A 25,673-nucleotide genomic window follows, 5' to 3' on the forward strand; every position below is an offset into this window, starting at 1 on the left:
TCAGGGCCGGGCCGGAGGAATCCGCATAATGATGCTGGCGGGTACGAGCTCGCCGGCCTGGCCCCGATAGGTCGGCGTGAAGTCGATGTCCGCCAACTCGAGCGTCGGGAATCGGTCGAGGATTCGTTCCAGGCTCCGGTTGAGGATCATTCGCGCCAGGCGCTGCGCTATGCAGATGTGCGACCCCCAGCCGAACGAGAGTGTCTTCTGCGGGTTGCGCCGGGCGTCGAAGGTCAACGGGTTCGGATAGACCGAAGGATCCAGGTTCGCAGCCGCGGGGGCGACCCGGACGATCATGCCCTTGTGGATGGGGGTGCCGCCCACACTGGTGTCCTCCAGTGCGAACCGCGGGAAGGTGAACAACGCCGGCCCGTGCAGGCGCAGGCCCTCCTCCACGGCCGATGGGATCAACGAACGGTCCGACCGGACCGCCGCGAGCTGATCCGGGTTCTTCCAGAGAGCGATCAACAGCCCGCTCATGGCGGACACCGTGCTCTGCAACGCGGTCGCACAGAGTGTGAAGATCGCGTCGTGCAGTTCCTTGTCGGTGAACTGGTCGTCATCCTCGCGGGCGTGAACGAGCCGGCTGATGATGTCGTCGCCGGGGCTGGCGCGACGCTCGGCGATCAGTTCGTGAATGGTGGCCCTGGTCGCGGTGAAAGCGTCCACATAGACCTGCGGAAACTCCGCGCCGGGAGGTAGCGTCGTCGCCATCGGGATGACGGCGCGCATCTGATTGAAGACGGCGCGCTGGCGTTCATCGAGGCGGAACATGCCGTCCAGCATGATCCGAACCATCAAGTGGTCGCCGAACAGTTCGACGATGTCGAAAACACTACCGTCGGTCGGCAGGACGTCGAGCATCTCGTCGAGGATCCGCGACATTTCCTGATCGAATTTCCGCATCGCCGCCGGACCGTAGGCCGGGGCGGAGAGCCGGCGAAGCCGGTCGTGGTCGGCCCCGTCCTTCTGGGTCAGGACCTCCACCCCGTAGAACTTGTCGAATCGTTCGAAACCCACCCGTGCGGGAAGCTCGACCGAAAAGCGCTCCCGATCCGAGAAGACCTCCATCGCGTCGGCATGCCGCCCGACCATGACCATCACGGTCTCGTCCCACACAGCGTAGAAAGGTGGGCGCGTGGACCATTCGGTCATGTGGTCCATCCAGCGCTGCTTAAAAGCATCCGAATTGACGTCGATCTCGAAAATCAGGGCGGGGTCGAGATTACTCGCACTCGTGCCGGCTGCCATCCTGCGTGCACTCCCGCTCGCTCGTCGGACCGGCTCATGTCTAGCATGGTCATCTCGAACGAGGCAAGCGAATGCACACCGCAGTCCCGAAGGGAACGGACGATGAGAGTGGTCGCGGATCGCGATGTGTGTCAGTCGTACGGCCTCTGCGAGTTGACTGCTCCGACAATGTTCCGCGTGGGAGACGACGACGTCGTCGAGGTGCTCGTCGACGGGGATCTGCCGGCAGAGCTGAGAGCGGCGGCCGTCGACGCCGCGGGCGCCTGCCCGGTGCACGCCTTGCGGGTCGTCTGACCGGCCCGGCCGAGTATGCTGCCGTCGATGCCTTCCCAGAGCGCCTCAGTGCCGGCGACGGCCACCGGGCTGGCGAGCCAGGTGTCGCTGTCCGTCAACCGGGTTCGACGGCGGATGGAGGTCGACAACCGCACGTCGTTGCTGGATCTGCTGCGCGAGCACCTGGGTCTCGTGGGCACCAAGAAGGGCTGCGACGCGGGTGCCTGCGGTGCCTGCACCGTGCTGGTGAACGGGGTCCGGATGAACGCGTGCCTCATCCTCGCGGTGCGGATGGAGGGCGCCGAGGTCACCACCATCGAGGGGTTGGCCGACGAGGGCGAGCTGCACCCGATGCAGCAGGCGTTCATCGACCGGGACGCCTTCCAGTGTGGCTACTGCACACCGGGCCAGATCATGTCCGGCATCGGCTGCGTCTCGGAGGGCCACGCCGGCTCGGCGGAGACGATCCGCGAGTGGATGAGCGGCAACATCTGCCGCTGTGGTTGCTACGTCCGGATCACTGAAGCGATACAGCAGGTCGCCTCGGCATCCGAAGGGGCCTGAGTCCCGGTGTACCCGTTCGCCTACCTGAAGGTCGACAGCGAGGACGCCGCCGTGGCGGCCCTGTGCGCCGGTGGTCGCCCGATCGCCGGCGGCACCACTCTTGTCGACCTGATGCGGGAGGAGGTCGAGCGGCCCGAGACACTTGTGGATATCGCGGCGCTCCCGCTGCGACAGATCGCGACGACGCCGGGCGGTGGGGTCCTCATCGGCGCCCTGGTGACGATGACGCAGGCCGCGTCGGACGCGTTCGTCCGCACGAGCTTCCCGGTCGTCTCGCAGGCTCTCGAGTCGAGCGCGTCCGCGCAACTGCGCAACATGGCCACCATCGGCGGCAACCTCATGCAACGCACCCGGTGCACCTACTTCCGGGACCTGTCGGCGGCCTGCAACAAGCGTGAGCCCGGCTCCGGGTGCGCCGCTCGTGAGGGCTTCAACCGCACCCACGCGATTCTCGGGGCATCGGCCGCCTGTGTCGCCACGCATCCCTCCGACCTGGCGGTCGCGCTCGTCGCGCTGAACGCGTCGGTGCACCTCCGTGGCCCGGACGGACGGCGGCAGCTCACCGTGCAGGACTTCCTCCTGCCGCCGAGCGACACGCCCCAGCTCGAGCAGGCGCTGCAGAGGGGTGAACTGATCACGGCGGTGGAGATCCCGGCACCGCCGCGCCCGCTCCGGTCGGGCTACCTCAAGGTTCGGGACCGGCAGAGCTTCGAGTTCGCTCTCACTTCGGCGGCCGTCGCGCTGTCCGTCCGGGGTGGGGTGATCCGGTCGGCGATGATCGCGGCCGCCGGTGTCGGGACGGTGCCGTGGCGGCTCGGCGCGGTGGAGCGGCAACTCGTGGGTCAGCGGCCCTCGACGGAGTTGTGGCAGCGTGCCGCGGTGCACGCGGCGGACGGCGCCGAACCGCTGCGCCACAACGGTTTCAAGGTCGGCCTCCTCCGGCGCACGGTTGAGCGTCAGCTGCGCGTCGTGGGGGAACCGGGATGAGCAGTCAGCCCGAGGTGGCAGTCGGCAGCGCGAAACAGCGGGTGGAGGCGCGGCTGAAGGTGACCGGCCGCGCGCCGTTCACCGCCGATCACGGCACCGCGCACGGCCTCGAAGAGGTGGCCCACGCGGTGATTGTCGACAGCAGCGTCGGTCGCGGTCGGATCACGTCGATCGACACCACGGAGGCCGACGCCGTGCCGGGCGTCGTGCGCGTCATCAGCCATGCGAATGCGCCCACCCTGCCGTACGACGACAACGCGGGCCGCTCCCTGAACCCGCCCGGCGAGCGGCTGCGGGTGTTCCAGGACGACCGGGTGCTCTTCTTCGGCCAGCCGGTGGCCGTCGTGGTGGCCGACACCCTCGAGGCGGCCCAGCACGCCGCCCGTCTGGTCGAGGTGCGGTACGACGCCGAGGACCCGGTCACCGACCTGGGCGCGGCGCCGGCCGATGAGCCCGTCAGGTACTCCCGCGGCGACGCGGAAGAGGCACTCGGGTCGGCGCCGGTCCGGCTGGACCTCACCTACCGTCTCGCCAGGAACCATCACAACCCGATGGAGCCACATGCCACCGTCGCTCGGTGGGAGGGTGACCGGCTCACCGTCTGGGACAAGACACAGTGGGTCGGCGACGGCACCCAACGGGAGCTGAGCACCGTCTTCGGCCTGCCCCGCGAGCAGGTGCGGGTGATTTCGCCGTACCTCGGCGGCGCGTTCGGCAGCGCGCTGCGCTGCTGGCCGCACGTGACCATCGCCGCGCTGGCCGCCCGTGAGACCGGCCGGCCGGTCAAGCTGGTGCTGACACGCCGGCAGCTGTACACCGGCACGGGTTTCCGGCCGGCGTACGAGTACCGGCTGCGGATCGGCGCCGACCGGCACGGCCGGGTCCTGGCGACCGACCACGACATCCGCAGCGAGACCTCCAGCTACGAGACGTTCACGGAAGCGGTCACCGCACCGGGGCAGACGCTATACCGCACGCCGCACGTCCGGCAGGCGTACCGAACCGTGCCGCTCGACGTGAACACCCCGACCTGGATGCGCGGCCCTGGCTTCGCCAGTGGCGTCCACGTCCTGGAGACCGCGCTCGACGAACTCGCCCATGAGCTCGGCATCGACCCGATCGAGCTGCGGCGCCGTAACGAGCCGGAGCAGGACGAGGTGTCGGGCCTGCCGTTCTCGACCCGGCGCTTGCTGGAGTGCTATGCCGTCGGGGCGCGGGAGTTCGGCTGGGCCGAGCGCAACCCGACGCCAGGCTCCACCCGTGACGGGAACTGGCTGGTCGGCATCGGCACGGCGAGCGCCGTCTGCGAGACCGGTCGATCGGCGGCCCGGGCGTCGGTCCAACTCCGCGTCGACGGCACCGCACTCGTGCAGTCGGCGACAAGCGACATGGGACCCGGCACGTACACGTCGATGACGCAGATCGCCGCCGACGAACTCGGCGTCGACCTCGACGACGTGGTCTTCCGGCTCGGCGACTCCGACCTGCCCCCGGCCCCGTCGCACTCCGGCTCGAAGACCACGGCGAGCGTGGGCTCGGCGGTGCTCGACGGGGCCCGACAGGTCCGGCAGAAGGCCGTCGAGCTCGCCGTCGCCGACACCCGCTCGCCGTTGTACGGCGCCGATCCCGCCGACGTCGTCGTTGCCCACGGCGTCCTCCGGAGCAGGAACGATCCGGCCCGGCGGGACAGTTACCGGGCGCTGATCGGTCGCAACGGCCGCTCCCGGCTGGAGGCCATCGGCGCCTACGTGCCCCCCACCGGCCAGTCCCACTCGATGTCGGCGTACGGCGCGGTCTTCGCCGAGGTCGGCGTCGACTCCGCTCTCGGACTGGTCCGGATCCGTCGCATGCTCGCGGTGTACGACGTCGGCCGGATCATCAATCCGTTGCTGGCCGACAGCCAGGCCGTCGGCGGCATGGTCGGCGGCATCGGGATGGCGCTGCTCGAGCGGACCGTCACCGACCACCGTGACGGGCGGATCGTCAACGCCAACCTCGCCGACTACCTGGTGCCCGTGAGCGCGGACGTGCACGACCTGCGTGCGATCTTCCTCGATGGGCGCGACGACCACGCCGACCCGCTCGGCGTGAAGGGACTGGGCGAGGTCGTCCAGGTCGGCGTAGCGCCCGCCATCGCCAACGCGGTCTTCCACGCCACGGGTCGCCGGGTCAGGGAGCTTCCCATCACCGTCGAGGCCCTGCTCTGATCCAGCTCGGACACCATCGGTCCGATGGGCGTCAGCACCGCCGACGGCGATCATCGTCCTCGACGCTGCCGTGCTATGGTCCGGGGCCCCAGCGCGTACCGACCCCCGCACCGCGAGGCCACCGCATGAACATCGTGACGAGCTCGACCATCGGCGAATTGGACGACTGGGACGCGCTCGCCCTGGGACGCAGCTTCTACTCCTCGGCCGCGTGGCTGACCTATGTGGATGGTGACGGCGTCAACCCCCCTCGGTACGCGATGGCGACCGACGGCACGGGGAAGGCGGTGGCTGCCGTCATCCGGCACGAGTCCAAGCTCGAGAACCACGGCCTCTACAAGCCGTCGCGCATGCTTCCGGGTGAACCCGACATCTTCTACACCCTGGGCGGCCGGCGAGGGTTCCACTCCGACGTCCTGGTCTCGACGCCGGCTCACGTGACGTCCTCGCTGCCGAGCCTGCTGTCCGACGCTGTCGAGGACAGGACCTGGTGGTGGCCGTACCTGACCGCGGACGACGCGGAACGGGTCGCCGCCGCGGCATCCGGACCGCTCGGCCTCCACCTCGTCGACGCGGAGTGCATCCTGCGGGTCGACGGGCGAAGTGTCGAGGAGATCATCGCCGATCAGCCCTCCCGGGGGCGACGACGCATGATGCGCCACGAGCGGGGCCGGTTCCGGCGCACCGGAATGACGATCACCCAACGGCGCCTGAGCGAGTGTTGGCGAGAGATCGACCCGTTGATCGACGCGGTTGTCCGCAAGTACGGCACGGAGGTGGCCGAGGCGGACCGACTGGCCTCGCTCCAGCGACATGTGGAGGCGCTCGACCACACCGCCGTCGTCTTCCAGTGCCGGGACGGCGACGATGTCGTGGGCATCTCGGTCGGCTTCCGGTTCGGGGCGGAACTCGCGATCCGGATGGTCGGGTTCGACTACGAACGCCTGGCCGGGTCCGGTGACGAGTACACGCAGGTGCTCGTGTACGCGCCAATGGCCTACTGCGGTGACAACGGCCTGGACTCCTTGAACCTCGGAGCCGAGGCCTACCCGGCGAAATGCCGGCGCGGTGCGTCCCCGGTGCCCATGTGGGCCGTCGGGCACGGGTTCGAGACCCGGCCCGATGCCATCGCCGCCAAAGCCGCCGAGATCGCGTCCGACATGCCGGCCACGGAGGCCGGGAGCTTCACGGCCGAGGTCGACGCCGTGATCGCCCGCTGGATCAGCTAGGCACACCGGGGCACCTGCTGTCCTCCGATCGCCGGTGACGAGAGTCCATACGCGCCATCGACGCCGCTGAGCGCCTCCCGCCGATTTCGTTCCCCGGGCTCCTTCAGATTCGATCGGGGCCAAGAGTAAGTTATCCCCGGCTCGCGAAACCGGGGGAGAAGCATGAGCGACGACGTCGTGGTGCTCGGCCAGAGCGTGTTCTGGCACGGCCATCTGTTGGGACGGAACGACATCCGGGTGCACGTCGTTGACGAGTCGCCGACACTGTCGCCGGCCTTCGAAGGACGCGCCACCCTGGTGACGGTGCCGTCGCTCAAGTCGGTCGACGACCTGACCTGGGCGGCGGGGACCCTTCTGTCGCGCGGCGTGCAGCCCCGGTGGATCGGCGTCGGCAGCGAGATGCTGCAGACAAGCCGGGGGCAGCTCGCCGCGGCACTGGGGCTTCCCGGCCCCACTCCGGAGCTGGTGACCCGCACGCGGGACAAGCGGGTGATGAAGAAACTGGTCCGGGCGGCCGGCATTCCGGCCGCGGAGTTCGTCTCGATTCCCCACCCGGTCGATCGGGCCACCGCAAAGTCGATCGTGGACCAGCTCGGCCTGCCGTGCGTGGTCAAGCCGGTCGGCGGCTCGGGGTCGGCACGCACCTACCTCTGCCATTCGATCGCCGACGTCGCGGCCGCCCTCGACCGCCAGCAGGGTCCGGCCATCGCTGAGCGCCACGTGGCGGGTAAGGAGTACCACGTCGACGCGGTGTGGGACGGTGACCAACCGTGGGTCTTCACCGTCAGCGAGTACGGCGTACCCCCGATTGAGCTGGGCCAGGGGCGCGGCCGCGTGGTGTCGATGGTGCACGACCCGAGTCGCCGGCCCGATCTGTACTCCGATGCGCTCGCGCTGTCGCGCCGGGTCAACCGGGCGCTCGGTATCACCGAGGGTCCCACGCACCTCGAGTTCTTCGAGACATCTGACGGCCTGGTGTTCAACGAAGTGGGGAGCAGGATGGCCGGCGGAGCCTTCCCGTCCCTGGTCCGGGCGATGTGCGGCACGGACCTGCGGGAGATCTGCACCCAGCACGCGCGCCGAGCGCCCCGGGCCGACCTGCGGATCAGTGCCCCGCGTCATCCGGTGACCGCGATGTTCAACATCGCGCCACCGAGGACGTACGGCCGGATCACCGCGCTGCCCGACCTCGAGAAGATCGCAGCTGAGGCCCACGTCCTGCATACGGAGATCAGCGAAGGCGTGTGCGTGGGTCTGCGCATCGACCCCGGCGCCGACAAGGGCCACCCCTGGGGTGTGCTGGTGATCGTCGGAACCGAGGACACCTCGTCGGTCTTCGACCTCTCCGAGGACATCGCCTCCCGGTTCCCGATCTACGTCGGCTGAGGGTCCCTCGGGTGCGCGTCCGGCGAGACCCACACCGACACGACAATGCCCCCGCCCGAATCGGACGGGGGCACCTCAGGATCACCACCGGTTCGCACAATGGTGCGGTCGGTGGAGCCGAGGGGACTCGAACCCCTGACCCCCACACTGCCAGTGTGGTGCGCTACCAGCTGCGCCACGGCCCCTTGCGGTCGGCCCGGTCGCCCGGGCACGGGAGAACTATACACACGTCACGTGGCACGGTCACATCGCGGGGGTGCCGCCGCGCCATGATCAGTTGAGCGCCACGTCCGGCGGGAAGTGGGCCACCGCCGCCATCATGCCGCCCTGCCGGCGCAGCACCATCGGCCACAGGTCGTCGGGGCGGTCGACGAACGCGTCGCCGGGCAGCGCGTCCAGCACGAACCAGGAGCCCTCCTCGATCTCCTGCTCGAGCTGGCCCGAACCCCACCCCGAGTAACCGGCGAACACCCGGATCCCGCCGATGCTCTCCCGCAGCCGCTCCGGGTCAACCGACAGGTCGAGCGTGCCGACCGCGCCGGAGACCTGGTGGAAGCCCTTGAGCCGCCGCATCGGGTGCCGCATCCGGGCGAGGCAGATCGCCGAGTCCGGCTGCACCGGACCGCCCTCGAAGAGCACCGCCGGGTGCCGGGCGAGCTCACCCCAGTCGCCCAGCACGTCGGCCACCGGGACCTCGGTGGCCCGGTTGAGGACCACACCCAGCGCCCCGCCGGGCTCGTGGGCGACCAGCAGGACCACTGTCCGGTCGAAGTTCGGATCCTTGAGCGTCGGTGTCGCGACCAGCAGCCGCCCGGCCATCGACTCCGTTGCTCGCCCGCCGATCGCCTGCCCCTCTCCCTGCATGCCGGACACCGGTCAGACCGGCCGCATGAGACCGGCCGGGGACACCGGTGTCAGCCACACCGTCAACGCCATGCCTGGCACCTTAACCCGCGCCCGTGCCGCTGGCTAAGGTCTGACGGTCGGCTGATCGACAGACATGAGGGAGGGCCGATGGAACTCACGGCGGAACTGGCGGTGATCGGCGGATCAGGCCTGTACGCGCTGCTCGACGGCGCGACCGAGCACCAGGTCGACACGCCGTACGGGCCGCCGTCGGACGCGGTCACCATCGCCGAGGTGGCCGGCCGGCGGGTGGCGTTCCTGCCCCGGCACGGCCGGGACCACCAGCACCCGCCGCACCGGATCCCCTACCGGGCGAATCTGTGGGCGCTCCGTTCGCTCGGCGTACGCCAGGTGCTGGCGCCGTGTGCGGTCGGTGGCCTGCGGCCGGAGCTGGGACCGGGAGCGTTCGTGGTGCCGGACCAGTTGATCGACCGCACCAGCGGGCGGGCGCAGACCTACTACGACCGGGGCGCGGTGCACGTCTCCTTCGCGGACCCGTACTGCCCGGCGGGCCGGCGTACGCTGCTCGCCGCCGCTGCCGCCCGGGACGTGCCGGCGGTGGACGGCGGGACGGTGGTGGTGGTCGAGGGACCGCGCTTCTCCACCCGTGCCGAGTCGCGCTGGTTCGCCTCGATCGGCGGGACGGTGGTCAACATGACCGGCCACCCGGAGGCCGTGCTCGCCCGTGAGCTGGCCCTCTGTTACTCGTCGATCGCGCTGGTGACCGACCACGACGCGGGTGTGCCGGGCGGCGGGGCGGTGACCCAGGAGGAGGTGTTCCGGGTCTTCGGCGAGAACACCGACCGGCTGCGCGGGCTGCTGCTGGCGGCGGTGGCGGCGCTGCCGGCCGACCGGGACTGCGACTGCGGCCGGGCCCTGGACGGCATCAAGCTGCCGTTCGCGCTGCCCTGAGCCGAAACGCCGGAGCGGCCGGCGGCGGGGCGATAACGTCTGAAGGCGATGGCTACGGTCCGCGACACCACGTACGACCTGCTGCGCGACCTCGGCATGACCACCGTCTTCGGCAATCCCGGATCGACCGAGGAACCGTTCCTCGCCGCCTTCCCGGACGACTTCGAGTACGTGCACGCGCTGCACGAGGCGTCGGCGGTCGGCATGGCCGACGGGTACGCGCAGGTCACCGGCCGCCCGGCGCACGTCAACCTGCACACCGCGCCGGGGACCGGCAACGCCATGGGCAACCTGGTCACCGCCTGGCACAACCGGGCCCCGCTGATCGTCACGGCCGGCCAGCAGACCCGGGAGATGCTGCTCATCGAGCCGCGGCTGACCAGCCGCCGGGCCACCGAGCTGCCCCAGCCGTACGTGAAGTGGAGCCACGAGCCGGCCCGCGCGCAGGACGTCCCGGCGGCGTTGATGCGCGCGTACGCGACCGCCGTGCAGCCGCCGGCCGGTCCGGTGTTCCTGTCGCTGCCGCTGGACGACTGGGGCAAGCCGGCCGACCCCTACGAGCCGCCTCGGACGGTGTCCACCCGGATCGCGCCGGACCCGTACCGGCTGGGCGAGTTCGCCGCCGTGCTGTCCGCCAGCCGGGCACCGGTGCTCATCGTCGGGGCGGCGGTGGACCGGGCCGGCGCGTGGCCGGCCGCGGTCGCGCTCGCCGAGCGGCTCGGTGCCCCGGTCTGGACCGCACCGGCGCCGGAGCGCGCCGCCTTCCCCGAGGACCACCCGCACTACCGGGGCGTCCTGCCGTACGCGATCGCACCGCTCGCGGAGAAGCTGCGCGGGCACGACACGGTTCTGGTCGTCGGGGCGCCGGTGTTCCGCTACTACCCGCACGTCCCCGGCGACCACCTGCCCGACGGCGTACGGCTGCTGCACGTCACCGACGACCCGGAGGAGGCGGCCCGCGCGCCGGTCGGCGACAGCCTGCTGGGTGACGCGGGGCTGACCCTGGCGGACCTGCTGGACCTGCTACCCGCTACGGACCGTCCGCCACCGCCGGCCCGGCCGGCTCCGCCCCCGCCGGAGGACGGTTCGCCGCCCAGCGCGGACGCGCTGTTCGCCGCGCTGGCCCGGTACTGGCCCGCCGACGCGGTGCTGGTCCAGGAGTCACCGTCGAACCTGTCCGCGCTGCGCCGCCGGCTGCCGATCACCAGGCCCGGGTCGTACTTCACGATGGCCAGCGGAGGACTCGGGTACGGGCTGCCGGCTGCGGTGGGCATCGCCCTGGCGCAGCGGGACACCGGTCGCGGCCGGCCGGTGGTCGCGGTGATCGGCGACGGGTCGTTCCACTACTCGGTGCAGGCGCTGTGGACCGCGGCGCGGCTGCGCCTGCCGCTGGTCGTCGTGGTCCCGGTCAACCAGCAGTACGCGATCCTCAAGGCGTTCGCCGACTTCAAGCAGACACCCGGGGTGCCCGGCCTCGACCTGCCGGGGCTGGACATCGCCGCCCTGGCCCGTGGCTACGGGTGCGCGACCGCGACGGTGGAGACGCCGGAGCAGCTCGGTGAGGCGCTGGCCGCCGGTCTGCGGGCGGATCGCCCGACCGTGCTGCCGGCGCCGATCCGCACCGAGGTGCCGGCGCTGCTGTGATCCGCCGGCGGCCGACGCCGGTCAGCCGGTGGTGAGCCGCAGCGGCACACCGGTGAGCACGTCGAGCGCCGGCCGGTCGCCCAGCGGCGCGGCCAGCCGGACGGTCACCGGCTCCAGCACGAGCTGTTCGGTGCAGACGCCGGTCGACCGGGTCACGCCGCCGCCGACGACCACGACGTCGTCCCGCTCGTAGACCAGCGGGGTGACGTCGGTGTCGCAGGCACCGATCCCGAGCCGTACGGTCAGGGTGGCGCCGTCCACGGCACGCAGGTCCTGGGCGCCGACCACCGTATCGGGCGCGGGCGCGGCGGGTGCGCTGGGCTCGGGTGCCGCACCGACGGCGGTCGGGGCGACCGCGAGCCGGGCCACCCGGGCCGACAGCTCGTCGACGGTGAAGATCCACGCCGGCACCCGCGCCTCGCCGCGGCTGGTGCGGACCGGCACGTCGCCCAGTTCCACGGCGGTGACCGTGAGCGGGACGCAGGTGGTCTGCGGGTCGCTGCTCACGGTGCCGTCCGGCCCACTCGGCTGGGCCGGGGGCGGGGTGCCGGGATCCTTCGGCCGGCCCTTGCACGGCGGCGGGTCCCCCTGGTCCAGCTGCCGGTAGGCCTCGGCGGCACTGACCAGCGGCACGGCGAGCGTGCCGTCCGGAAACCGGATCGTGCCGTCGGCGGGCCGGGCCGGGGGCAGCGGGATCTGGTCCCGGTACCAGCCCGCCTGGAAGGCGGTCAGGGTGGCCGGGTTGAAGTCAGGGTCGCCGACCAGGACGGTCGGCTCCTGCAGCGGCACGTACCCCTCGCGCCACTGCGGGCCGGGCCGCCAGGAGTCGGCGATCTCGGCGGCCCGCCGTTCGAACGCGGACGACCGGTCGGCGTTGGCCGGGCCGGTGTCCGACTCGGGGCCGGCCTGGGCGCAGCCGGCGGCGACCAGCAGGGACATACTCAGCACGGTGACCATTCGACGCATATCGGTTGGACGGGTGCCGGGCCGCCCAGGTTCCAGGACCGGCGACCAACCTGTCAGTCCTCGCCGCCGAGATCGGTCTGGTACGCCTGCCAGAGCAGGTCCGCGCCACGCTGCCGGTGCCGCGCCAGCGCCCACACCAGGTGCTCGGTGGCGCGCCGGAGTTCCTCCGCCGACGCCGCCGGCCGCTCGGCGGCCTGCCGGAGCGCGTCGAGGGCCGCGACGATGACGTCGTGCTCCCGCACCAGGCGCTGCACGCTGTGCTGCAGGCGGGGTGCGTGGTGGAGCAGCTCGGCGTACCGGCCGGCGGGGCCCTCGGTGAGCCGTACGTGTTCGGCGAACTCCTGACGCACCGGCCCGAGGCGGCGCAGGAGGCGCTCCCGCCAGTACGGCTCGGTGTCGGACGCCGCCCGGCTCAGCGCGTGGGCGCCGCCGAGCGGGTTCGCCCGGGGTCGGCGGGCCGGTGTGGGCCGGGCCGACGTGGGGGCGGCGGACGGTTGCTGGATCGGACCGGTGACCATGGGCACCTCCCCGCGCTGCTGACCGCGTACAGCGATGGTGAACCTCCTCGGCCGGCCTGTCCAGGGCCCAGGCGGGCCACAATCACCCCATCCGCCTCGATGGCCCCTCCGGCCACACCGGTAACGCCGGGAAAGACGACTGTGCGCCCCGGTCCGGGTGGACCGGGGCGCACAGGTCAGGTGGTGGAGGTGCCGGGAATCGAACCCGGGTCCTTCGCCGCCTTGTCAGGGCTTCTCCGAGCGCAGCTCGCTGTGCCTCTACTCGGCCCCTCCGATCACGCGAGCGAGTCGGTGTGACGGGCCCAGTCGCTGATTGATCTCGCCGCACGGACCCCGCGACCGGGTCCGATTGGCCAGCCTCCTAGCTGATGCCGGCTAACTGGGTCGAAGGCACTCCCAGGCCGACAGACTTGCTACCCGCCTCAGGCGGCGAGAGCGAAGTCAGCGCGATTCTGCTTGGCGCTTATTGTTTTCCGACGAACGATTCACGAGACGACGTCGGCTTCCTCGGCTCGCTTCCCCTGCCGCAACGTACGAAGTCGAAACCAGTCACCCCCTCGAAGGGCCGCCCCTGTCGGCGGCACCACCAAGCCTAACGCCTGGCGCAACGGCTTTCATCCCGCCCCGGCGGCCGGCACGCCGACCCGGGACCGAAGCAGACAAATCAGTCAGAGATGCCCTTGCCCCGCCGGCCGGCGGCCCGCGCGATCTCGCGCTGCGCGTCCTTCTTGGCGAGGTCCTGCCGCTTGTCGTACGCCTTCTTGCCCTTGGCGAGGCCGATCTCGACCTTCGCCCAGCCGTCCGAGAAGTACACCTGGAGCGGCACCAGCGTGAGCCCGCTCTCCCGGGTCTTGCCGATCAGCCGGTCGATCTCCAGCCGCTTGAGCAGCAGCTTGCGGGTCCGCCGCGGTTCATGGTTGGTCCACGTGCCCTGCGTGTACTCCGGGATGTGCATCCCGTGCAGGTACAGCTCGCCGTTGCGCTCCTGGGCGAACGCGTCGACAAGCGACGCGCGCCCGGCCCGCAGCGACTTGACCTCGGTTCCGGTCAACGCCATCCCCGCCTCGTACGTGTCGAGGATCGAGTAGTCGTGGCGGGCCTTCCGGTTGGAGGCGACGACCTTGCGTCCCTGTTCCCGTGGCACCGGCGCCACCTCCCTTCCTGGTCGCTCGCCGGCCGGCCGGCGAGCGGAGATCATGCTACCCGAGACACAAGGGCCCTCCCGCGCCGTTTATTCCGGCGTGGAAGGGCCCCTGCCCGCGCGAGCGAGCGATGAGCTTGCGAGCGCCCGAAGACCAGGCAGTGCGTACCCTCGTCAGACCCGCAGGTAGAAGCGGAGGGTGACCCAGGCGGTGACCGCGCTGATCAGGCCGCCGACGCCGGCCATCAGCGGGAAGGCCAGGAAGACCTCGCCCCAGCTGACCGGCGCGAAGAGGCCCTGGAGCGCGGCGAGCGCGCCGTCGAACAGGAACACCTTCAGGCCGATGAGGGCGCCGAGCGCCAGCACCGAGCCGATCAGCCCGGCGACCACGGCCTCCAGCACGAACGGCGCCTGGATGAACCAGTTCGACGCGCCCACGAGCTTCATGACCGCGACCTCACGCCGCTTGCTGTACGCGGCGACCTGGATCGTGTTGGCGACCAGCAGCAGGGCGGCGACGGCCATCGCGATCGCGGCCACCAGGGCGATGTTCTGGCCGGCGGTGAACAGGTTGAAGATCTTGTCCAGCACGCGGCTCTGGTCGACCACCTGGTCGACGCCCTCGACGTTTGAGTACTGCTCGTTGATCGCCTTGTACTCCTGCGGGTTGACCAGCTTCAGTCGGTACGACTCCGGCAGCACGTCGGGCTTGACGGCGCTCAGCAGGTCGGGCGAGTCCCGGAACATGTCCTGGAAGCGCTTGTAGGCGTCATCCTTGTTGACGAAGGTGGTCTCCGCGACCAGCGGGTCGGCGTCCAGCTTGGCCTGGATCTCCGCCTTCTGCTGCTCGGTCACCTCGTTGTCGAGGAAGATGGAGACCTGGATGTTCTCGAAGTAGAGCTCCTTCATGTCGGCGACCTTGGTGTAGATCAGACCGCTGGCGCCGAGCATGGTCAGCGAGACCGCCATCGTGATGATCATCGCGATGGTCATGGTCACGTTGCGCCACAGTCCGACCATGACCTCGGACAGGACGTATTTCACGCGCATCGGGGATTCCTCCGGGTCTCCGGCATGAACTGGTCGTCGTCAGGCGGGGTGGAGAGCCGGCTCACCCGTAGACGCCGCGGGCCTGGTCGCGCACGATCCGGCCGCTCTCGATCTCGATGACGCGGCGGCGCATCTGGTTAACGATGTTGGAGTCGTGCGTCACCATCACCACGGTCGTGCCGGTGCGGTTGATCCGGTCCAGCAGGCGCATGATCTCGATGGAGGTGTCCGGGTCGAGGTTTCCCGTCGGCTCGTCCGCGAGCAGGATCAGCGGACGGTTCACGAACGCCCGGGCGACGGCCACCCGCTGCTGCTCACCGCCGGAGAGCTCGTGCGGGTAGCGGTGCTCCTTGCCACCGAGACCGACCAGCTCCAGCACCTCGGGCACGACCCGGCGGGCCACCGCCTTGGTCTTGCCGATCACCTCGAGGGCGAACGCCACGTTCTCGTACGCGGTGCGGTTCGGCAGCAGGCGGAAGTCCTGGAACACGCAGCCGATCGAACGCCGGAAAGCGGGTCGCTTCCACGAACGCATCGACGTGACGTCCTTGCCGTTGACGATGATCCGACCCTTGTTCGGGGTGACCTCGTGCAGCAGCATCTTGATGATCGTGGACTTGCCGGAGCCGGATGGGCCGATGAAGAAGACGAACTCGCCCTTCTCGATCGCGACGGACACGTTGTCGAGCGAAGGCCGGGACGCCTTCGGGTACGTCTTCGTCACTTGCTCAAGCTGAATCACGGGTGGTGAGTCTACGCGGTGTAACCGGACTGCCAAGTGCCGCGCCCCTCAGTTGCGAGGCGCGTCATCGATTTGCTGGGGATCGTGAAGATCGATGACGCGCAGCGCCCACGATCGGTCACGCGCTGTCGCCGGCGATCTGCTGTTGCTTCCGCCACCGGATACCGGCCTCGATGAAGGCGTCCAGATCACCGTCGAACACCGACGACGGGTTGCCCGTCTCGTGCTCGGTCCGGAGATCCTTCACCATCTGATACGGGTGCAGCACGTAGGAGCGCATCTGCTCGCCCCAGGAGCCGGAGCCGTCGGACTTGAAGCCCTTGAGCTTCTCCTCCTCCTCCTGGCGCTTGCGCTCCAGCAGCCGGGCCTGGAGCACCCGCATCGCCGACGCCTTGTTCTGCAGCTGCGACTTCTCGTTCTGGCAGGTCACCACGATGCCGGTCGGGATGTGGGTCAGCCGCACCGCCGAGTCGGTCGTGTTGACGCTCTGCCCGCCCGGCCCGGAGGAGCGGTAGACGTCGACCCGGACCTCGTTCTCGGGGATGTCGATGTGGTCGGTCTGCTCCACCACCGGCAGCACCTCGACGCCGGCGAAACTGGTCTGCCGGCGGCCCTGGTTGTCGAAGGGGCTGATCCGGACCAGCCGGTGCGTGCCCGACTCGACACTGAGGGTGCCGAAGGCGTACGGCACCTTGACCGAGAAGGTGGCCGACTTCAGGCCCGCCTCCTCGGCGTACGAGGTCTCGTAGACCTCGGTGGGGTAGCCGTGGCGCTCGGCCCAGCGCAGGTACATCCGCAGCAGCATCTCGGCGAAGTCCGCGGCGTCGACGCCACCGGCCTGGGCACGGATCGCCACCAGCGCCTCCCGGGAGTCGTACTCCCCGGAGAGCAGGGTGCGGACCTCCATCTCCTCGATGGCCTTGGTGAGCCCGGCGATCTCCGCCTCGACCTCGGCGAGGACGCCCGGGTCGGACTCGGCCTCGGCCAGCTCCAGGAGCACCTGGGCGTCGTCGAGGCGGGAGCGGAGGCCGGAGAGCTTGCCGATCTCGCCGTTGACGTACGACAGCTGGGAGGTGACCTGCTGCGCCTTGGCCTGGTCGTCCCAGAGGTCGGGGGCGGAAGCCGCCTCCTCCAGACGCGCCTTGTCGGCCCGCAGCTTGTCGATGTCGAGCACCGACTCGATATTGCGCAGGGTGGCGTCGAGGTCCTTGAGCTGTTCGGCGAAGTCGGCAGCGGTCACGACAGACAAGCGTACTTGGCGTCCGGCGAAGCGCTCACGTCACATCGCCGAAGGGTCGAGTGGATCAACCGACCGGGGCAGACTTCAGCCAGGACAGGGCGGCCTTGTGGTAGGCGACGGCGAACTCCAACGCGCTGGCGTCGTACGTCTCGCCTTCCTTCTTCGCGTTCTTGACCTGCTCGCGGACCCGCGCCAGGGCCTCGGTGTGGTACTCGTTCGCGGCGGCCTGGAGGCTCTTGAGCTGGCTGGCCGAATGGAGGTCGCCGAAGGAGATCCGCAGGGCGATCGGGTTACGGATGGTGTCCCGGCCCGGGTCCTCCGCGAGCCACCTGGAGAACGTCCGCTTCCCGGCCGCCGTGATCGCGTACGGCTGGCTCATCCGCGGCCCGGGCTTGCCGAGCCGGACCAGCCCCTTCTCGGCCAGCACGGGCAGCTCCCGGTAGACCTGGCTGCGGGTCATCGACCAGTACGGCGCCAGCCGGCGCTCGGCGGCGGCCATCAGCTGGCCACCTGTCATCGGGCCCTCGTGGAGCAGCCCGAGCAGGGCTGCCGCCGTGGGGTTGACTCCGGATTCCGCCATGTCCCTCACGCTGCCACTTTGCCGACGCGGCGTCCAGGATTTGGCGGTTTCGCCACCCGATGGGGCTTCCTATGTGCACTGTCGGCCGGCGACAGTCCGCAGGGGCGCATCAGGTGTCGCATCCGTCACGGTTGTTAAGAAGGGGCCCCTCCTCTACGCCAGGCGTTAAGAAGGGGCCCTTCCTTTCACTCTCAGCCCATGTGGGGGTAGGTGTGGTCGGTCGGCGGGACGAAGGTCTCCTTGATCGTCCGCGGCGACATCCAGCGGACCAGGTTGTGCCAGGAGCCGGCCTTGTCGTTGGTGCCGCTGGCCCGGGCGCCGCCGAACGGCTGCTGCCCGACCACCGCGCCGGTCGGCTTGTCGTTGACGTAGAAGTTGCCGGCCGCGTACCGCATCGTCTCGGCGACCCGGTCGACCACCCGGCGGTCGGTGGCGAAGATCGAGCCGGTCAGCGCGTACGGCGCGATCGACTCGGCCTGGGCGACCACGTCGTCGAAGCGGGCGTCGTCGAAGACGTGCACGCCGAGGATCGGCCCGAAGTACTCGGTCGTGAACGTCTCGTGGGCCGGGTCGGCGCACTCGAACAGCGTCGGCCGGACGAAGTAGCCGACCGAGTCGTCGGCGGTGCCGCCGGCGAGGATCCGGCAGCTGTCGTCGTCGGAGATCAGCTCCAGCGCGGCCGTGTGCCGGGAGAAGGCCTTGTCGTCGATGACCGCGCCGCCGAAGTTGCTGAAGTCGGTCACGTCGCCGTAGGTGAGGGCCTCCGCGGTGGCGGCGAGCCGGTCCCGCAGCCCGCCCTCCCAGATCGACCGCGGGACGTACGCCCGGGAGGCCGCCGAGCACTTCTGGCCCTGGTACTCGTACGCGCCCCGGATCAGGGCGGTGTGCAGGGCGTCCACGTCGGCACTGGAGTGCGCGACCACGAAGTCCTTGCCGCCGGTCTCACCGACCAGCCGGGGGTAGCCGCGGTACCGCGCGATGTTCTCGCCGACGGTCCGCCACAGGTGCTGGAAGACCTTCGTCGAGCCGGTGAAGTGGATGCCGGCGAGGTCCGCGTCGGCGAGCACCACGTCGGACACCTCCTCACCCCGGCCGGTGACCATGTTGATCACACCGGGCGGGAGGCCGGCCGCCTCGAACAGGCGCATCGTGAAGTGCGCGGCGAACTGCTGGGTGGGGCCCGGCTTCCACACGACGGTGTTGCCGAGCAGGGCCGGGGCCGACGGCAGGTTGCCGGCGATCGCGGTGAAGTTGAACGGGGTGACCGCGTAGACGAAGCCCTCGAGGGGCCGGTGGTCGAACCGGTTCCACGTACCGGGGGAGGACAGCGGCTGCTCGGCGAGGAGCCGGCGGGCGAAATGGACGTTGAACCGGAGGAAGTCGATGAACTCGCAGGCAGCGTCGATCTCCGCCTGGACGACGGTCTTCGACTGGCCGAGCATGGTGGCGGCGTTCAGCGTGTCGCGCCAGGGGCCGGCCAGCAGGTCGGCGGCGCGGAGGAAGATCGCGGCCCGCTCCTCGAACGGCAGCGCCCGCCACATCGGCGCGGCGTCCTTGGCGGCCTTGACCGCGGTGCGGGCGTCGTCGTGGGTGGCGTGCGCGGTGACGCCGAGCACGTGTGCGTGCCGGTGCGGCTGCACCACGTCGATCGGCTCCCCGCCGGCCATCCGCTGCTCGCCCGCGATTGTCATCGGCAGGTCGATCCGCTCGGCGGCCAGCTCGGCCAGCCGCCGCTGCAGCCGCTCCCGGTCGGCGCTCCCCGGCTCGTAGGTGCGTACCGGCTCGTTGCGCGGCTCGGGTACGGAGAACACGGCGTCCATCACAGGCTCCTGTGCGATCTCGACAGCGGTGGCGAAATCGGACCCGCGGGCACCGGCCGGACGACCGGACGCCGGGCGCCAGCCGGCCAGGGCCGGTCACGGCGGCGGGACCTCGGCCGATTCTCCCACGACCGGCCGCCGGCCCCACCATCCCGGCCGGCCCGGGCACAGCACGGTGGCGGACCCGGGGCGGGTGACGGCGGACGCGTACCCTGGGTGACCGGTGCACCGCCGGCCGCCGTGGGCCGGGCGTCCGTCGAAGGGAAGACGATGACCAAGCAGTCCGGCGGCTCCCCCGCCGCGGAGTCGGAGCAGTCGAGCCCGGTCACCGGCGAATCGACCCCGACCGCGCCGCCGGACGAGGCCGTCGCGGCGGTGCCCCCGCTCGCGCCGGGCGCACCGGTGCTGGCCCTGCTGGCGCTCGGCTGGCTGGCCGCCATGCTCTGGTCCACGCGCGAGGCGATCAACTCGGCGGCGGCCGGGGTGACCGCGATCAGCCTCTCCGCGTTCGCGCTGCCCGGCGTGATCTCCGCCGCGCTCGTCGCCGGCGCCGCCTTCGCGCTGTTCGGGGTGGACCTGCTCGCCCGCCGTGGCCGGGACCGGGTCACCCTGCGGTTCGTGGCGGCGGTCGCCACCGGGCTGCTGGTCGGGCTCGCCGCCGCGTTCGCCGTCAACCTGACGTACGCCGACAACGCCACCACGAACGTGATCGCCGGCACCACCGCCGCCGCCGCGATCATCGGTGGCGCGGTCGCCGGGGCGCGGACCGCACCCGTCGTCGGCGCGGTGGTGACCGCCGCCCTCGGCACGCTCGTCTTCGTGGTGGTCTTCAGCCGGGCCCGGGACCCGCTGTTCGACCTCTTCGGCTCGGGTGACACGCAGGAGTCGCTGCTCAACGCCGCCAAGTGGGTCTCGCGCACCGAGTCGCTGCTCGCCGGCCTGGTCGCCGGACTGATCGCCTTCGGCTACCTCGCCTGGGCCCGCCGCCGGTCGGTCCGCCGCGACCCGACGACGCCCGCCCCGCGTTGGCCGGCGTACCTGCTGGCCGGGGCCGGCCCCGGGCTGCTGCTGCTGCTCACCGAGGTGATCCTGCGGACCGGTGGGCGCAAGCTGCTCGACCTGGCCAGCGCCCTCAGCGAGGCGGACGCGGTGGCGCAGACCTCGCTCGGCACCTCGCGGCTGGACAACGCGATCTGGGTGCTCTTCGTCGGCGCGCTGACCGCGATGATCGCCTTCGGCCGGACCCTCGGGCCCGCCCCGCAGGACGACGAGGCCGACGCCACCGGGGACTGACGGCGTCGCTCAGCCGGCGGCGTCGAGGAGCTGGTCCAGCTCCGTGACGTCGTACCACTCCAGCTCGTGGTCCTCGGCGCCGTCCACGGTGAACTGCGCGTCCGGGTCTCCGGCGACCGCCTCGGCCACCACCTCGGCCGCCGCGGCGACGTCCTCGACCGCGTCCGAGCCGTCGACGTGGATCGCGGCCACCGCCGTCACCGGCACCGGCCCGGTCAGCTCGACGACGCTGGAGCCCAGCTCCCCGTCGCCACGCCCCACCATCGTGGGCGGCAGGTCCGCCGAGACGACGACGCGGCGACGGGGCGCGGCCGGGTCGGCCCGCAACAGTTGCAGGGCGTCCTGGGCGGCCCGGGTGAAGGCCACGTACTCCAGTTCCTCCTCGTCGCCCTCGGCGTACCACTCGCGCAGCGCCGGGGTGACCGCGTGCGCGGAGGCGGCGGGCAGCCCGTCGGTGCGCAGCAGGGTCAGCATCGGCACGGTCGCCGGCACGTACACCCGGACACGCTCGTCGCTCACCGGTCGTCTCCCCTGCTCAGGTCCTTCACCGGCGGGTGCCGGCACCGGCGCCGATCATGCCGTACGCCGTGACCGTCATACACCTCGTACCCGCCGCGGTGGAAGTTCTTCCCCGGAGTGTCCTCCGGCGGCCGTGGCCGCGCGACCGATCCGCCGCTGGGCGGGGCGAGCCGTCGGTGGCAAACTGATGCAAACGCTGCCAACCCAGGGAGTATCCGTGGCGGAGCCCAGGTTCCTGCTGCTGTCCGACGTCGCCGCCGAGCTGAACGTGTCGGATTCGCAGGTCTACCACATGGTGCGCAGCGGCGAACTGCCGGCGATCAAGATCGGCGGGCGGGGCCAGTGGCGCGTGGAGCGCGCGCGGTTGGAGGAGTACATCGACCGCAAGTACGCGGAGACGGCCGAGTGGGTACGCGGGAACCCGCTCGCCGACCGTGACGCGGAGTGACCGGCACTTGTCGCTGAGGCATTGACCCTGGCTCTGCCGTGCCCGAGAATCGACGTCGTACGGAGGCAAACGAAAGCAAACACAGGGATTTGGAGGGTCCGGATGCCCGACTTCCGTCGCCCCGGCCCGGCCCGGCCCCCGGTCCGGCTGCGCCCGGCCCCGTCCTTCGACCCGCCCTGTGTCGAGGACGACCCGGCGCGCTGGCCGGCCCACGGTCAGCTCGCACTCGACCTCTTCGAGGCGACGCGCGGCTCGGCCCCACGGCCGCCGGACCGCCGGCGCCGGTCCCGACCGGTTCCCGCCGGCCCGGGCCGCACGCCGCTCCCGCTGCCCGCCGGAGCACTTGTCACCGCCACCGCCGAGGCGACCCGGGCGGCCCACCGGTTCGTGGCCACCTGCCTGGAGGTCGTCAACGGCTACCGGCCGCCCCACCAGCTGCGGCCCCTGCTCGACCCGGCCCAGGCGGCCGACCTGCTGCCGGAGCTGGCCCGGGCGACGTCCCGCTCGGGCCCGGTGCGGCGCCGCTCGACCCGACCGGTGGTGCACCTGCGCCGGCTGCGGGCGTGCGAGCCACGCGGTGGCATCGTCGAGGCGGCCGCCGTGCTGGCTGGGCCGGCCGGCCGGACGTGGGCGCTGGCCCTGCGCCTCGAACACCGCCGCGACGCCTGGCTCTGCACCGCCCTTCAGGTCCTCTGACCGGGCCAGCCCCGGCCGGCCGTTTCGGCCGGACCGGCCCCCGGGCCCCGACCCGCCCGCCCCGACCTGGCCCGGACCGCCTGGCCCGGGACCGCGGCGATGATCGACTCGGGATGCGGGAAGTCGCGGTATCCGATCGCTCCGACACCGCGACCTGCGGGAAACCGAGTCGATCACGAACCGCCGGCCCCGGAAACACGGACGGGCCGCGGCCCTGGAAGGACCGCGGCCCGTTGTCGCCAGGCCGGCGGGATGAGCCCTGCCGGATCCGGTCAGGCGGCCCCGCCGGGGGCGCCGTGGCAGCGCTTGTACTTGCGGCCCGAGCCGCACGGGCACGGGGCGTTGCGGGACGGTCCGTTGCTGGCCTCGGCCTGCCCGGGCGCCGCCCGGCGGGAAGTGCCGGACGCGAGAGCGTGGCCGAGGGCCCCGTTCCCCGATCGCTGCGGTGCGGTCGGGGCGGTCCGGCCGGGGGCCGCCGGAGCAGCGGACGCGGGCCGGGCCGGCGGCGGCGCCTGATCGGCCCGCTCCACCGCGACCGAGCCGCGTCCCGCCTCGCCGTCGATGGTCGGCGCGGAGTACTGCAGGCCCTGCTGCTGCGGCGCCCGGCCCAGGCCCTTGGCCCGGATCTCGACCGGCTTCTCCAGCAGCTGGACCTCGTCGGCCGCCGGCTCCGGCTCCTGGACCTGGACCTCCAGGTTGTAGAGGAAGCCGACCGTCTCCTCCTTGATGCCGTCCATCATGGTGGCGAACATGTCGAAGCCCTCGCGCTGGTACTCCACCACCGGGTCGCGCTGGGCGTACGCGCGGAGGCTGATGCCCTCCTGGAGGTAGTCCATCTCGTAGAGGTGCTCGCGCCACTTGCGGTCGATCACCTGGAGCAGGACCATCCGCTCGAGCTGGCGCGTCCCCTCCTCGCCGAGCTGCTCCTCGCGGCGCTCGTACGCGGCGTGCGCGTCCTCCCTGAGCTGGCTGAGCAGGAAGTCGACGTCGATGCTGGCCCGGGAGCCGCCGGCCTCCTCCTCGAGCTCCTCGATGGTGATGCCCACCGGGTAGAGCTGCTTGAGGCTGGACCAGAGCTGCTCGAGGTCCCAGTCCTCCGCGTACCCCTCGGCGGTGGCGCCCCGCACGTACGCCTCGACGACGTCGTCGATCATGTTGCGGACCTGGTCGGACAGGTCCTCGCCGTTGAGCACCCGCAGCCGCTCGGCGTAGATCACCTGGCGCTGCTTGTTGAGCACCTCGTCGTACTTGAGGACGTTCTTGCGGATCTCGGCGTTCTGGGCCTCGATCTGCGCCTGGGCGCTCTTGATCTGGCGGGTGACCATCTTCGACTCGATGGGCACGTCCTCCGGGATGTTGAAGCGCTCCATGACCGCCTCGACGGCGCCGGAGCGGAAGCGCTTCATCAGCTCGTCCTGCAGCGAGAGGTAGAACCGGGACTCGCCGGGGTCACCCTGCCGGCCCGACCGGCCGCGCAGCTGGTTGTCGATGCGCCGCGACTCGTGCCGCTCGGTGCCCAGCACGTAGAGACCGCCGGCGGCGGCCACCTCCTCCGCCTCGGCGTCGCAGGCCTGCTTCCACTTGGGCAGGACCTCCTCCATCGCCTTGGCGTACTCCTCCTCGTGCTCGATCGGGTCGAGCCCGCGCTGGCGCAGCTCGCTCGCGGCGAGGAACTCGGGGTTGCCGCCGAGGAGGATGTCGGTGCCGCGGCCGGCCATGTTGGTGGCGACGGTGACCGCGCCCTTGCGTCCGGCCTGGGCGACGATCTCCGCCTCGCGGGCGTGGAACTTCGCGTTCAGCACCGAGTGCGGGATGCCGCGGCGGCGCAACAGCTGCGACAGGATCTCCGAGTTCTCCACGGAGACGGTGCCGACGAGCACCGGCTGGCCGGCGTGGTGCCGCTCGGCGATGTCCTCCACGACCGCGTTGAACTTGGCCTTCTCGGTCTTGTAGATGACGTCGGGCCGGTCCTGCCGCACCATCGGGCGGTGGGTCGGGATGGTCACCACGCCGACCTTGTAGACCTTGTTGAACTCGCCCGCCTCGGTCTGGGCCGTACCGGTCATGCCGGAGAGCTTCTCGTAGAGGCGGAAGTAGTTCTGGAGGGTGATGGTGGCGAGGGTCTGGTTCTCCTGCTTGATCTCCACCCCCTCCTTGGCCTCGATCGCCTGGTGCATGCCCTCGTTGTAGCGGCGGCCGTGCAGGATGCGGCCGGTGAACTCGTCGACGATCAGGACCTCGCCGTCGCTGACGATGTAGTCCTTGTCGCGCTTGTAGAGCTCCTTGGCCTTGATCGCGTTGTTCAGGTAGCCGACCAGGGGGGTGTTGACCGACTCGTAGAGGTTGTCGATGCCGAGCCGGTCCTCGACCTTGGCCACGCCCCGCTCGGTCACCGCGATGGTGCGCTTGGCGTAGTCGACCTCGTAGTCGCCCTCGCCGTCCTTGCCCGACTGGAGGCGGGCCACCACCGCGGCGAACTCGCCGTACCACCGGGCGGAGTGCTCGGCCGGGCCGGAGATGATCAGCGGGGTCCGCGCCTCGTCGATCAGGATCGAGTCGACCTCGTCGACGACGGCGAAGTTGTGGCCGCGCTGGACCAGGTCGTCCCTGGACCAGGCCATGTTGTCGCGCAGGTAGTCGAAGCCGAACTCGTTGTTGGTGCCGTACGTGATGTCGCACTCGTACGCGGCCCGGTGCTCCGCGGCGGGCCGGTTGGGCAGCACCACGCCCACGGTGAGACCGAGGAACTCGTGCACCCGGCCCATCCAGGCGGCGTCACGCTGGGCCAGGTAGTCGTTGACCGTCACCACGTGCACGCCCTCGCCGGAGAGAGCGTTGAGGTAGACCGGCATCACCGAGGTCAGGGTCTTGCCCTCACCGGTCTTCATCTCGGCGATGTTGCCGAAGTGCAGCGCCGCGCCACCCATCACCTGGACGTCGTACGGACGCTGGCCGAGCACGCGGGCGGCCGCCTCGCGGCACACCGCGAACGCCTCGGGCAGCAGGTCGTCGAGGGTCTCGCCGTCGGCCAGCCGCTGCTTGAACTGCTCGGTCATCCCCCGCAGCTCGTCGTCGGTGAGGTTGACGTAGTCGTCCTCGATCGAGTTGACGGCGGCGGCGATGGCCTTCAGCCGGCGCACCATGCGGCCCTCGCCGGCGCGGAGGACCTTTTCCAGAATCGACACGGATCAACGCTCCCCTAGACAGTCTCGAACCATCGTAGGCGCTCCAGCGCGCCGATGGTCAGTGGTGGCGGGGGTCCGATCGGTCAAGACAGGCATAACGGACGTGCGGGTTGCGA

23 protein-coding genes, 1 tRNA gene and 1 other RNA gene are annotated in these 25,673 nt (G+C 71.0%); 11 read left to right on the forward strand and 14 right to left on the reverse strand.

From position 1 onward, the window contains the following. Positions 1 to 1,251 carry a cytochrome P450 gene (locus ABTW87_RS23725; protein WP_350653155.1) on the reverse strand — a complete coding sequence of 417 codons (1,251 nt, stop codon included), beginning with the start codon at positions 1,249 to 1,251 and terminating at the stop codon, positions 1 to 3. 102 nt (positions 1,252 to 1,353) lie between these two features. Here ABTW87_RS23725 and ABTW87_RS23730 point away from each other — a divergent pair, with 102 nt between their 5' ends. The 6 genes from ABTW87_RS23730 (at position 1,354) to ABTW87_RS23755 (ending at position 7,897) form a co-directional block, all read left to right on the forward strand. Then, positions 1,354 to 1,545, forward strand: a complete 192-nt coding sequence (locus ABTW87_RS23730; RefSeq protein ID WP_350653185.1) for a ferredoxin — start codon at positions 1,354 to 1,356, stop codon at positions 1,543 to 1,545. A 27-nt stretch (positions 1,546 to 1,572) separates the two neighbouring features. After that, positions 1,573 to 2,088, forward strand: a complete 516-nt coding sequence (locus tag ABTW87_RS23735; RefSeq protein ID WP_350653156.1) for a (2Fe-2S)-binding protein — start codon at positions 1,573 to 1,575, stop codon at positions 2,086 to 2,088. A gap of 6 nt (positions 2,089 to 2,094) precedes the next feature. Beyond that, positions 2,095 to 3,075, forward strand: coding sequence for an FAD binding domain-containing protein (locus ABTW87_RS23740; protein WP_350653157.1), 981 nt, complete (start codon positions 2,095 to 2,097; stop codon positions 3,073 to 3,075). Further along, a complete protein-coding gene (locus tag ABTW87_RS23745; protein WP_350653158.1) occupies positions 3,072 to 5,282 on the forward strand; it encodes a xanthine dehydrogenase family protein molybdopterin-binding subunit in 2,211 nt (736 codons plus the stop codon). Before ABTW87_RS23740 ends, ABTW87_RS23745 begins: the two co-directional genes overlap by 4 nt. A gap of 125 nt (positions 5,283 to 5,407) precedes the next feature. Then, on the forward strand, positions 5,408 to 6,511 hold the full coding sequence (locus ABTW87_RS23750) for a GNAT family N-acetyltransferase (RefSeq protein ID WP_350653159.1): 1,104 nt from the start codon (positions 5,408 to 5,410) through the stop codon (positions 6,509 to 6,511). A 162-nt stretch (positions 6,512 to 6,673) separates the two neighbouring features. Then, entirely contained in the window at positions 6,674 to 7,897 is a 1,224-nt protein-coding gene (locus ABTW87_RS23755; RefSeq protein WP_350653160.1) for an ATP-grasp domain-containing protein, read from the forward strand. Between the two features lie 112 nt (positions 7,898 to 8,009). Here the strand turns inward: ABTW87_RS23755 and ABTW87_RS23760 are convergent. Together ABTW87_RS23760 and ABTW87_RS23765 are read right to left on the reverse strand one after the other, a co-directional pair. Continuing rightward, positions 8,010 to 8,082, reverse strand: a tRNA-Ala gene (locus ABTW87_RS23760). An 88-nt stretch (positions 8,083 to 8,170) separates the two neighbouring features. Continuing rightward, positions 8,171 to 8,761 carry a YqgE/AlgH family protein gene (locus ABTW87_RS23765; protein WP_350653161.1) on the reverse strand — a complete coding sequence of 197 codons (591 nt, stop codon included), beginning with the start codon at positions 8,759 to 8,761 and terminating at the stop codon, positions 8,171 to 8,173. 150 nt (positions 8,762 to 8,911) lie between these two features. Here ABTW87_RS23765 and ABTW87_RS23770 point away from each other — a divergent pair, with 150 nt between their 5' ends. Together ABTW87_RS23770 and mdlC are read left to right on the forward strand one after the other, a co-directional pair. Further along, the gene (locus ABTW87_RS23770) at positions 8,912 to 9,715 is read left to right on the forward strand and encodes an S-methyl-5'-thioadenosine phosphorylase (protein WP_350653162.1); all 804 of its coding nucleotides are present in this window, start codon (positions 8,912 to 8,914) and stop codon (positions 9,713 to 9,715) included. Positions 9,716 to 9,763: 48 nt separating this feature from the next. Continuing rightward, positions 9,764 to 11,359 carry a benzoylformate decarboxylase gene (gene mdlC, locus ABTW87_RS23775; RefSeq protein WP_350653163.1) on the forward strand — a complete coding sequence of 532 codons (1,596 nt, stop codon included), beginning with the start codon at positions 9,764 to 9,766 and terminating at the stop codon, positions 11,357 to 11,359. Positions 11,360 to 11,380: 21 nt separating this feature from the next. Here mdlC and ABTW87_RS23780 read toward each other — a convergent pair whose 3' ends face one another. From ABTW87_RS23780 to pruA, 9 genes are all read right to left on the reverse strand, one after another. Continuing rightward, positions 11,381 to 12,325 (reverse strand): hypothetical protein, encoded by a 945-nt coding sequence (locus ABTW87_RS23780; protein ID WP_350653164.1) that lies wholly within the window; start codon positions 12,323 to 12,325, stop codon positions 11,381 to 11,383. 53 nt (positions 12,326 to 12,378) lie between these two features. Further along, positions 12,379 to 12,843, reverse strand: coding sequence for a hypothetical protein (locus tag ABTW87_RS23785; RefSeq protein WP_350653165.1), 465 nt, complete (start codon positions 12,841 to 12,843; stop codon positions 12,379 to 12,381). 181 nt (positions 12,844 to 13,024) lie between these two features. Beyond that, positions 13,025 to 13,400, reverse strand: a transfer-messenger RNA (tmRNA) gene (ssrA, locus tag ABTW87_RS23790). Between the two features lie 107 nt (positions 13,401 to 13,507). After that, on the reverse strand, positions 13,508 to 13,987 hold the full coding sequence (gene smpB, locus ABTW87_RS23795; protein ID WP_350653166.1) for an SsrA-binding protein SmpB: 480 nt from the start codon (positions 13,985 to 13,987) through the stop codon (positions 13,508 to 13,510). Between the two features lie 171 nt (positions 13,988 to 14,158). Then, positions 14,159 to 15,034 carry a permease-like cell division protein FtsX gene (ftsX, locus tag ABTW87_RS23800; RefSeq protein ID WP_350653167.1) on the reverse strand — a complete coding sequence of 292 codons (876 nt, stop codon included), beginning with the start codon at positions 15,032 to 15,034 and terminating at the stop codon, positions 14,159 to 14,161. 61 nt (positions 15,035 to 15,095) lie between these two features. Then, positions 15,096 to 15,776, reverse strand: a complete 681-nt coding sequence (gene ftsE / locus ABTW87_RS23805) for a cell division ATP-binding protein FtsE (RefSeq protein ID WP_350653168.1) — start codon at positions 15,774 to 15,776, stop codon at positions 15,096 to 15,098. A gap of 118 nt (positions 15,777 to 15,894) precedes the next feature. Then, the gene (gene prfB, locus ABTW87_RS23810; RefSeq protein ID WP_350653169.1) at positions 15,895 to 17,016 is read right to left on the reverse strand and encodes a peptide chain release factor 2; all 1,122 of its coding nucleotides are present in this window, start codon (positions 17,014 to 17,016) and stop codon (positions 15,895 to 15,897) included. Positions 17,017 to 17,080: 64 nt separating this feature from the next. Beyond that, the gene (locus ABTW87_RS23815) at positions 17,081 to 17,596 is read right to left on the reverse strand and encodes a helix-turn-helix transcriptional regulator (protein WP_350653170.1); all 516 of its coding nucleotides are present in this window, start codon (positions 17,594 to 17,596) and stop codon (positions 17,081 to 17,083) included. Positions 17,597 to 17,787: 191 nt separating this feature from the next. Next, positions 17,788 to 19,416 (reverse strand): L-glutamate gamma-semialdehyde dehydrogenase, encoded by a 1,629-nt coding sequence (gene pruA / locus ABTW87_RS23820; protein WP_350653171.1) that lies wholly within the window; start codon positions 19,414 to 19,416, stop codon positions 17,788 to 17,790. 270 nt (positions 19,417 to 19,686) lie between these two features. Here pruA and ABTW87_RS23825 point away from each other — a divergent pair, with 270 nt between their 5' ends. Further along, positions 19,687 to 20,709 carry a hypothetical protein gene (locus ABTW87_RS23825; RefSeq protein WP_350653172.1) on the forward strand — a complete coding sequence of 341 codons (1,023 nt, stop codon included), beginning with the start codon at positions 19,687 to 19,689 and terminating at the stop codon, positions 20,707 to 20,709. Between the two features lie 9 nt (positions 20,710 to 20,718). Here the strand turns inward: ABTW87_RS23825 and ABTW87_RS23830 are convergent, their stop codons facing one another. Then, positions 20,719 to 21,228, reverse strand: coding sequence for a DUF6912 family protein (locus ABTW87_RS23830; protein ID WP_350653173.1), 510 nt, complete (start codon positions 21,226 to 21,228; stop codon positions 20,719 to 20,721). A 217-nt stretch (positions 21,229 to 21,445) separates the two neighbouring features. Here ABTW87_RS23830 and ABTW87_RS23835 point away from each other — a divergent pair, with 217 nt between their 5' ends. Both ABTW87_RS23835 and ABTW87_RS23840 read left to right on the forward strand, forming a co-directional pair. Further along, on the forward strand, positions 21,446 to 21,676 hold the full coding sequence (locus ABTW87_RS23835; RefSeq protein WP_350653174.1) for a helix-turn-helix transcriptional regulator: 231 nt from the start codon (positions 21,446 to 21,448) through the stop codon (positions 21,674 to 21,676). Positions 21,677 to 21,778: 102 nt separating this feature from the next. Beyond that, positions 21,779 to 22,372 carry an Rv3235 family protein gene (locus tag ABTW87_RS23840; protein ID WP_350653175.1) on the forward strand — a complete coding sequence of 198 codons (594 nt, stop codon included), beginning with the start codon at positions 21,779 to 21,781 and terminating at the stop codon, positions 22,370 to 22,372. Positions 22,373 to 22,644: 272 nt separating this feature from the next. Here the strand turns inward: ABTW87_RS23840 and secA are convergent, their stop codons facing one another. Continuing rightward, entirely contained in the window at positions 22,645 to 25,557 is a 2,913-nt protein-coding gene (gene secA / locus ABTW87_RS23845) for a preprotein translocase subunit SecA (protein WP_350653176.1), read from the reverse strand. Between the last annotated feature and the right edge of the window lie 116 nt (positions 25,558 to 25,673).

Origin of the sequence: Micromonospora sp. NPDC126480 (genome assembly GCF_040302465.1) — a bacterium.
In the GTDB taxonomy this organism is placed as follows: Bacteria; Actinomycetota; Actinomycetes; order Mycobacteriales; family Micromonosporaceae; genus Micromonospora.

What these genes read in the sequence shown, in the direction of transcription:
- ABTW87_RS23725 (WP_350653155.1), bottom strand. Translation starts at nt 1,251, where the DNA reads ATGGCAGCCGGCACGAGTGCGAGTAATCTCGACCCCGCCCTGATTTTC.
- ABTW87_RS23730 (WP_350653185.1), top strand. Translation starts at nt 1,354, where the DNA reads ATGAGAGTGGTCGCGGATCGCGATGTGTGTCAGTCGTACGGCCTCTGC.
- ABTW87_RS23735 (WP_350653156.1), top strand. Translation starts at nt 1,573, where the DNA reads ATGCCTTCCCAGAGCGCCTCAGTGCCGGCGACGGCCACCGGGCTGGCG.
- ABTW87_RS23745 (WP_350653158.1), top strand. Translation starts at nt 3,072, where the DNA reads ATGAGCAGTCAGCCCGAGGTGGCAGTCGGCAGCGCGAAACAGCGGGTG.
- ABTW87_RS23750 (WP_350653159.1), top strand. Translation starts at nt 5,408, where the DNA reads ATGAACATCGTGACGAGCTCGACCATCGGCGAATTGGACGACTGGGAC.
- ABTW87_RS23755 (WP_350653160.1), top strand. Translation starts at nt 6,674, where the DNA reads ATGAGCGACGACGTCGTGGTGCTCGGCCAGAGCGTGTTCTGGCACGGC.
- ABTW87_RS23765 (WP_350653161.1), bottom strand. Translation starts at nt 8,761, where the DNA reads ATGCAGGGAGAGGGGCAGGCGATCGGCGGGCGAGCAACGGAGTCGATG.
- ABTW87_RS23770 (WP_350653162.1), top strand. Translation starts at nt 8,912, where the DNA reads ATGGAACTCACGGCGGAACTGGCGGTGATCGGCGGATCAGGCCTGTAC.
- mdlC (WP_350653163.1), top strand. Translation starts at nt 9,764, where the DNA reads ATGGCTACGGTCCGCGACACCACGTACGACCTGCTGCGCGACCTCGGC.
- ABTW87_RS23780 (WP_350653164.1), bottom strand. Translation starts at nt 12,325, where the DNA reads ATGCGTCGAATGGTCACCGTGCTGAGTATGTCCCTGCTGGTCGCCGCC.
- ABTW87_RS23785 (WP_350653165.1), bottom strand. Translation starts at nt 12,843, where the DNA reads ATGGTCACCGGTCCGATCCAGCAACCGTCCGCCGCCCCCACGTCGGCC.
- ftsX (WP_350653167.1), bottom strand. Translation starts at nt 15,034, where the DNA reads ATGCGCGTGAAATACGTCCTGTCCGAGGTCATGGTCGGACTGTGGCGC.
- ABTW87_RS23815 (WP_350653170.1), bottom strand. Translation starts at nt 17,596, where the DNA reads ATGGCGGAATCCGGAGTCAACCCCACGGCGGCAGCCCTGCTCGGGCTG.
- pruA (WP_350653171.1), bottom strand. Translation starts at nt 19,416, where the DNA reads ATGGACGCCGTGTTCTCCGTACCCGAGCCGCGCAACGAGCCGGTACGC.
- ABTW87_RS23825 (WP_350653172.1), top strand. Translation starts at nt 19,687, where the DNA reads ATGACCAAGCAGTCCGGCGGCTCCCCCGCCGCGGAGTCGGAGCAGTCG.
- ABTW87_RS23840 (WP_350653175.1), top strand. Translation starts at nt 21,779, where the DNA reads ATGCCCGACTTCCGTCGCCCCGGCCCGGCCCGGCCCCCGGTCCGGCTG.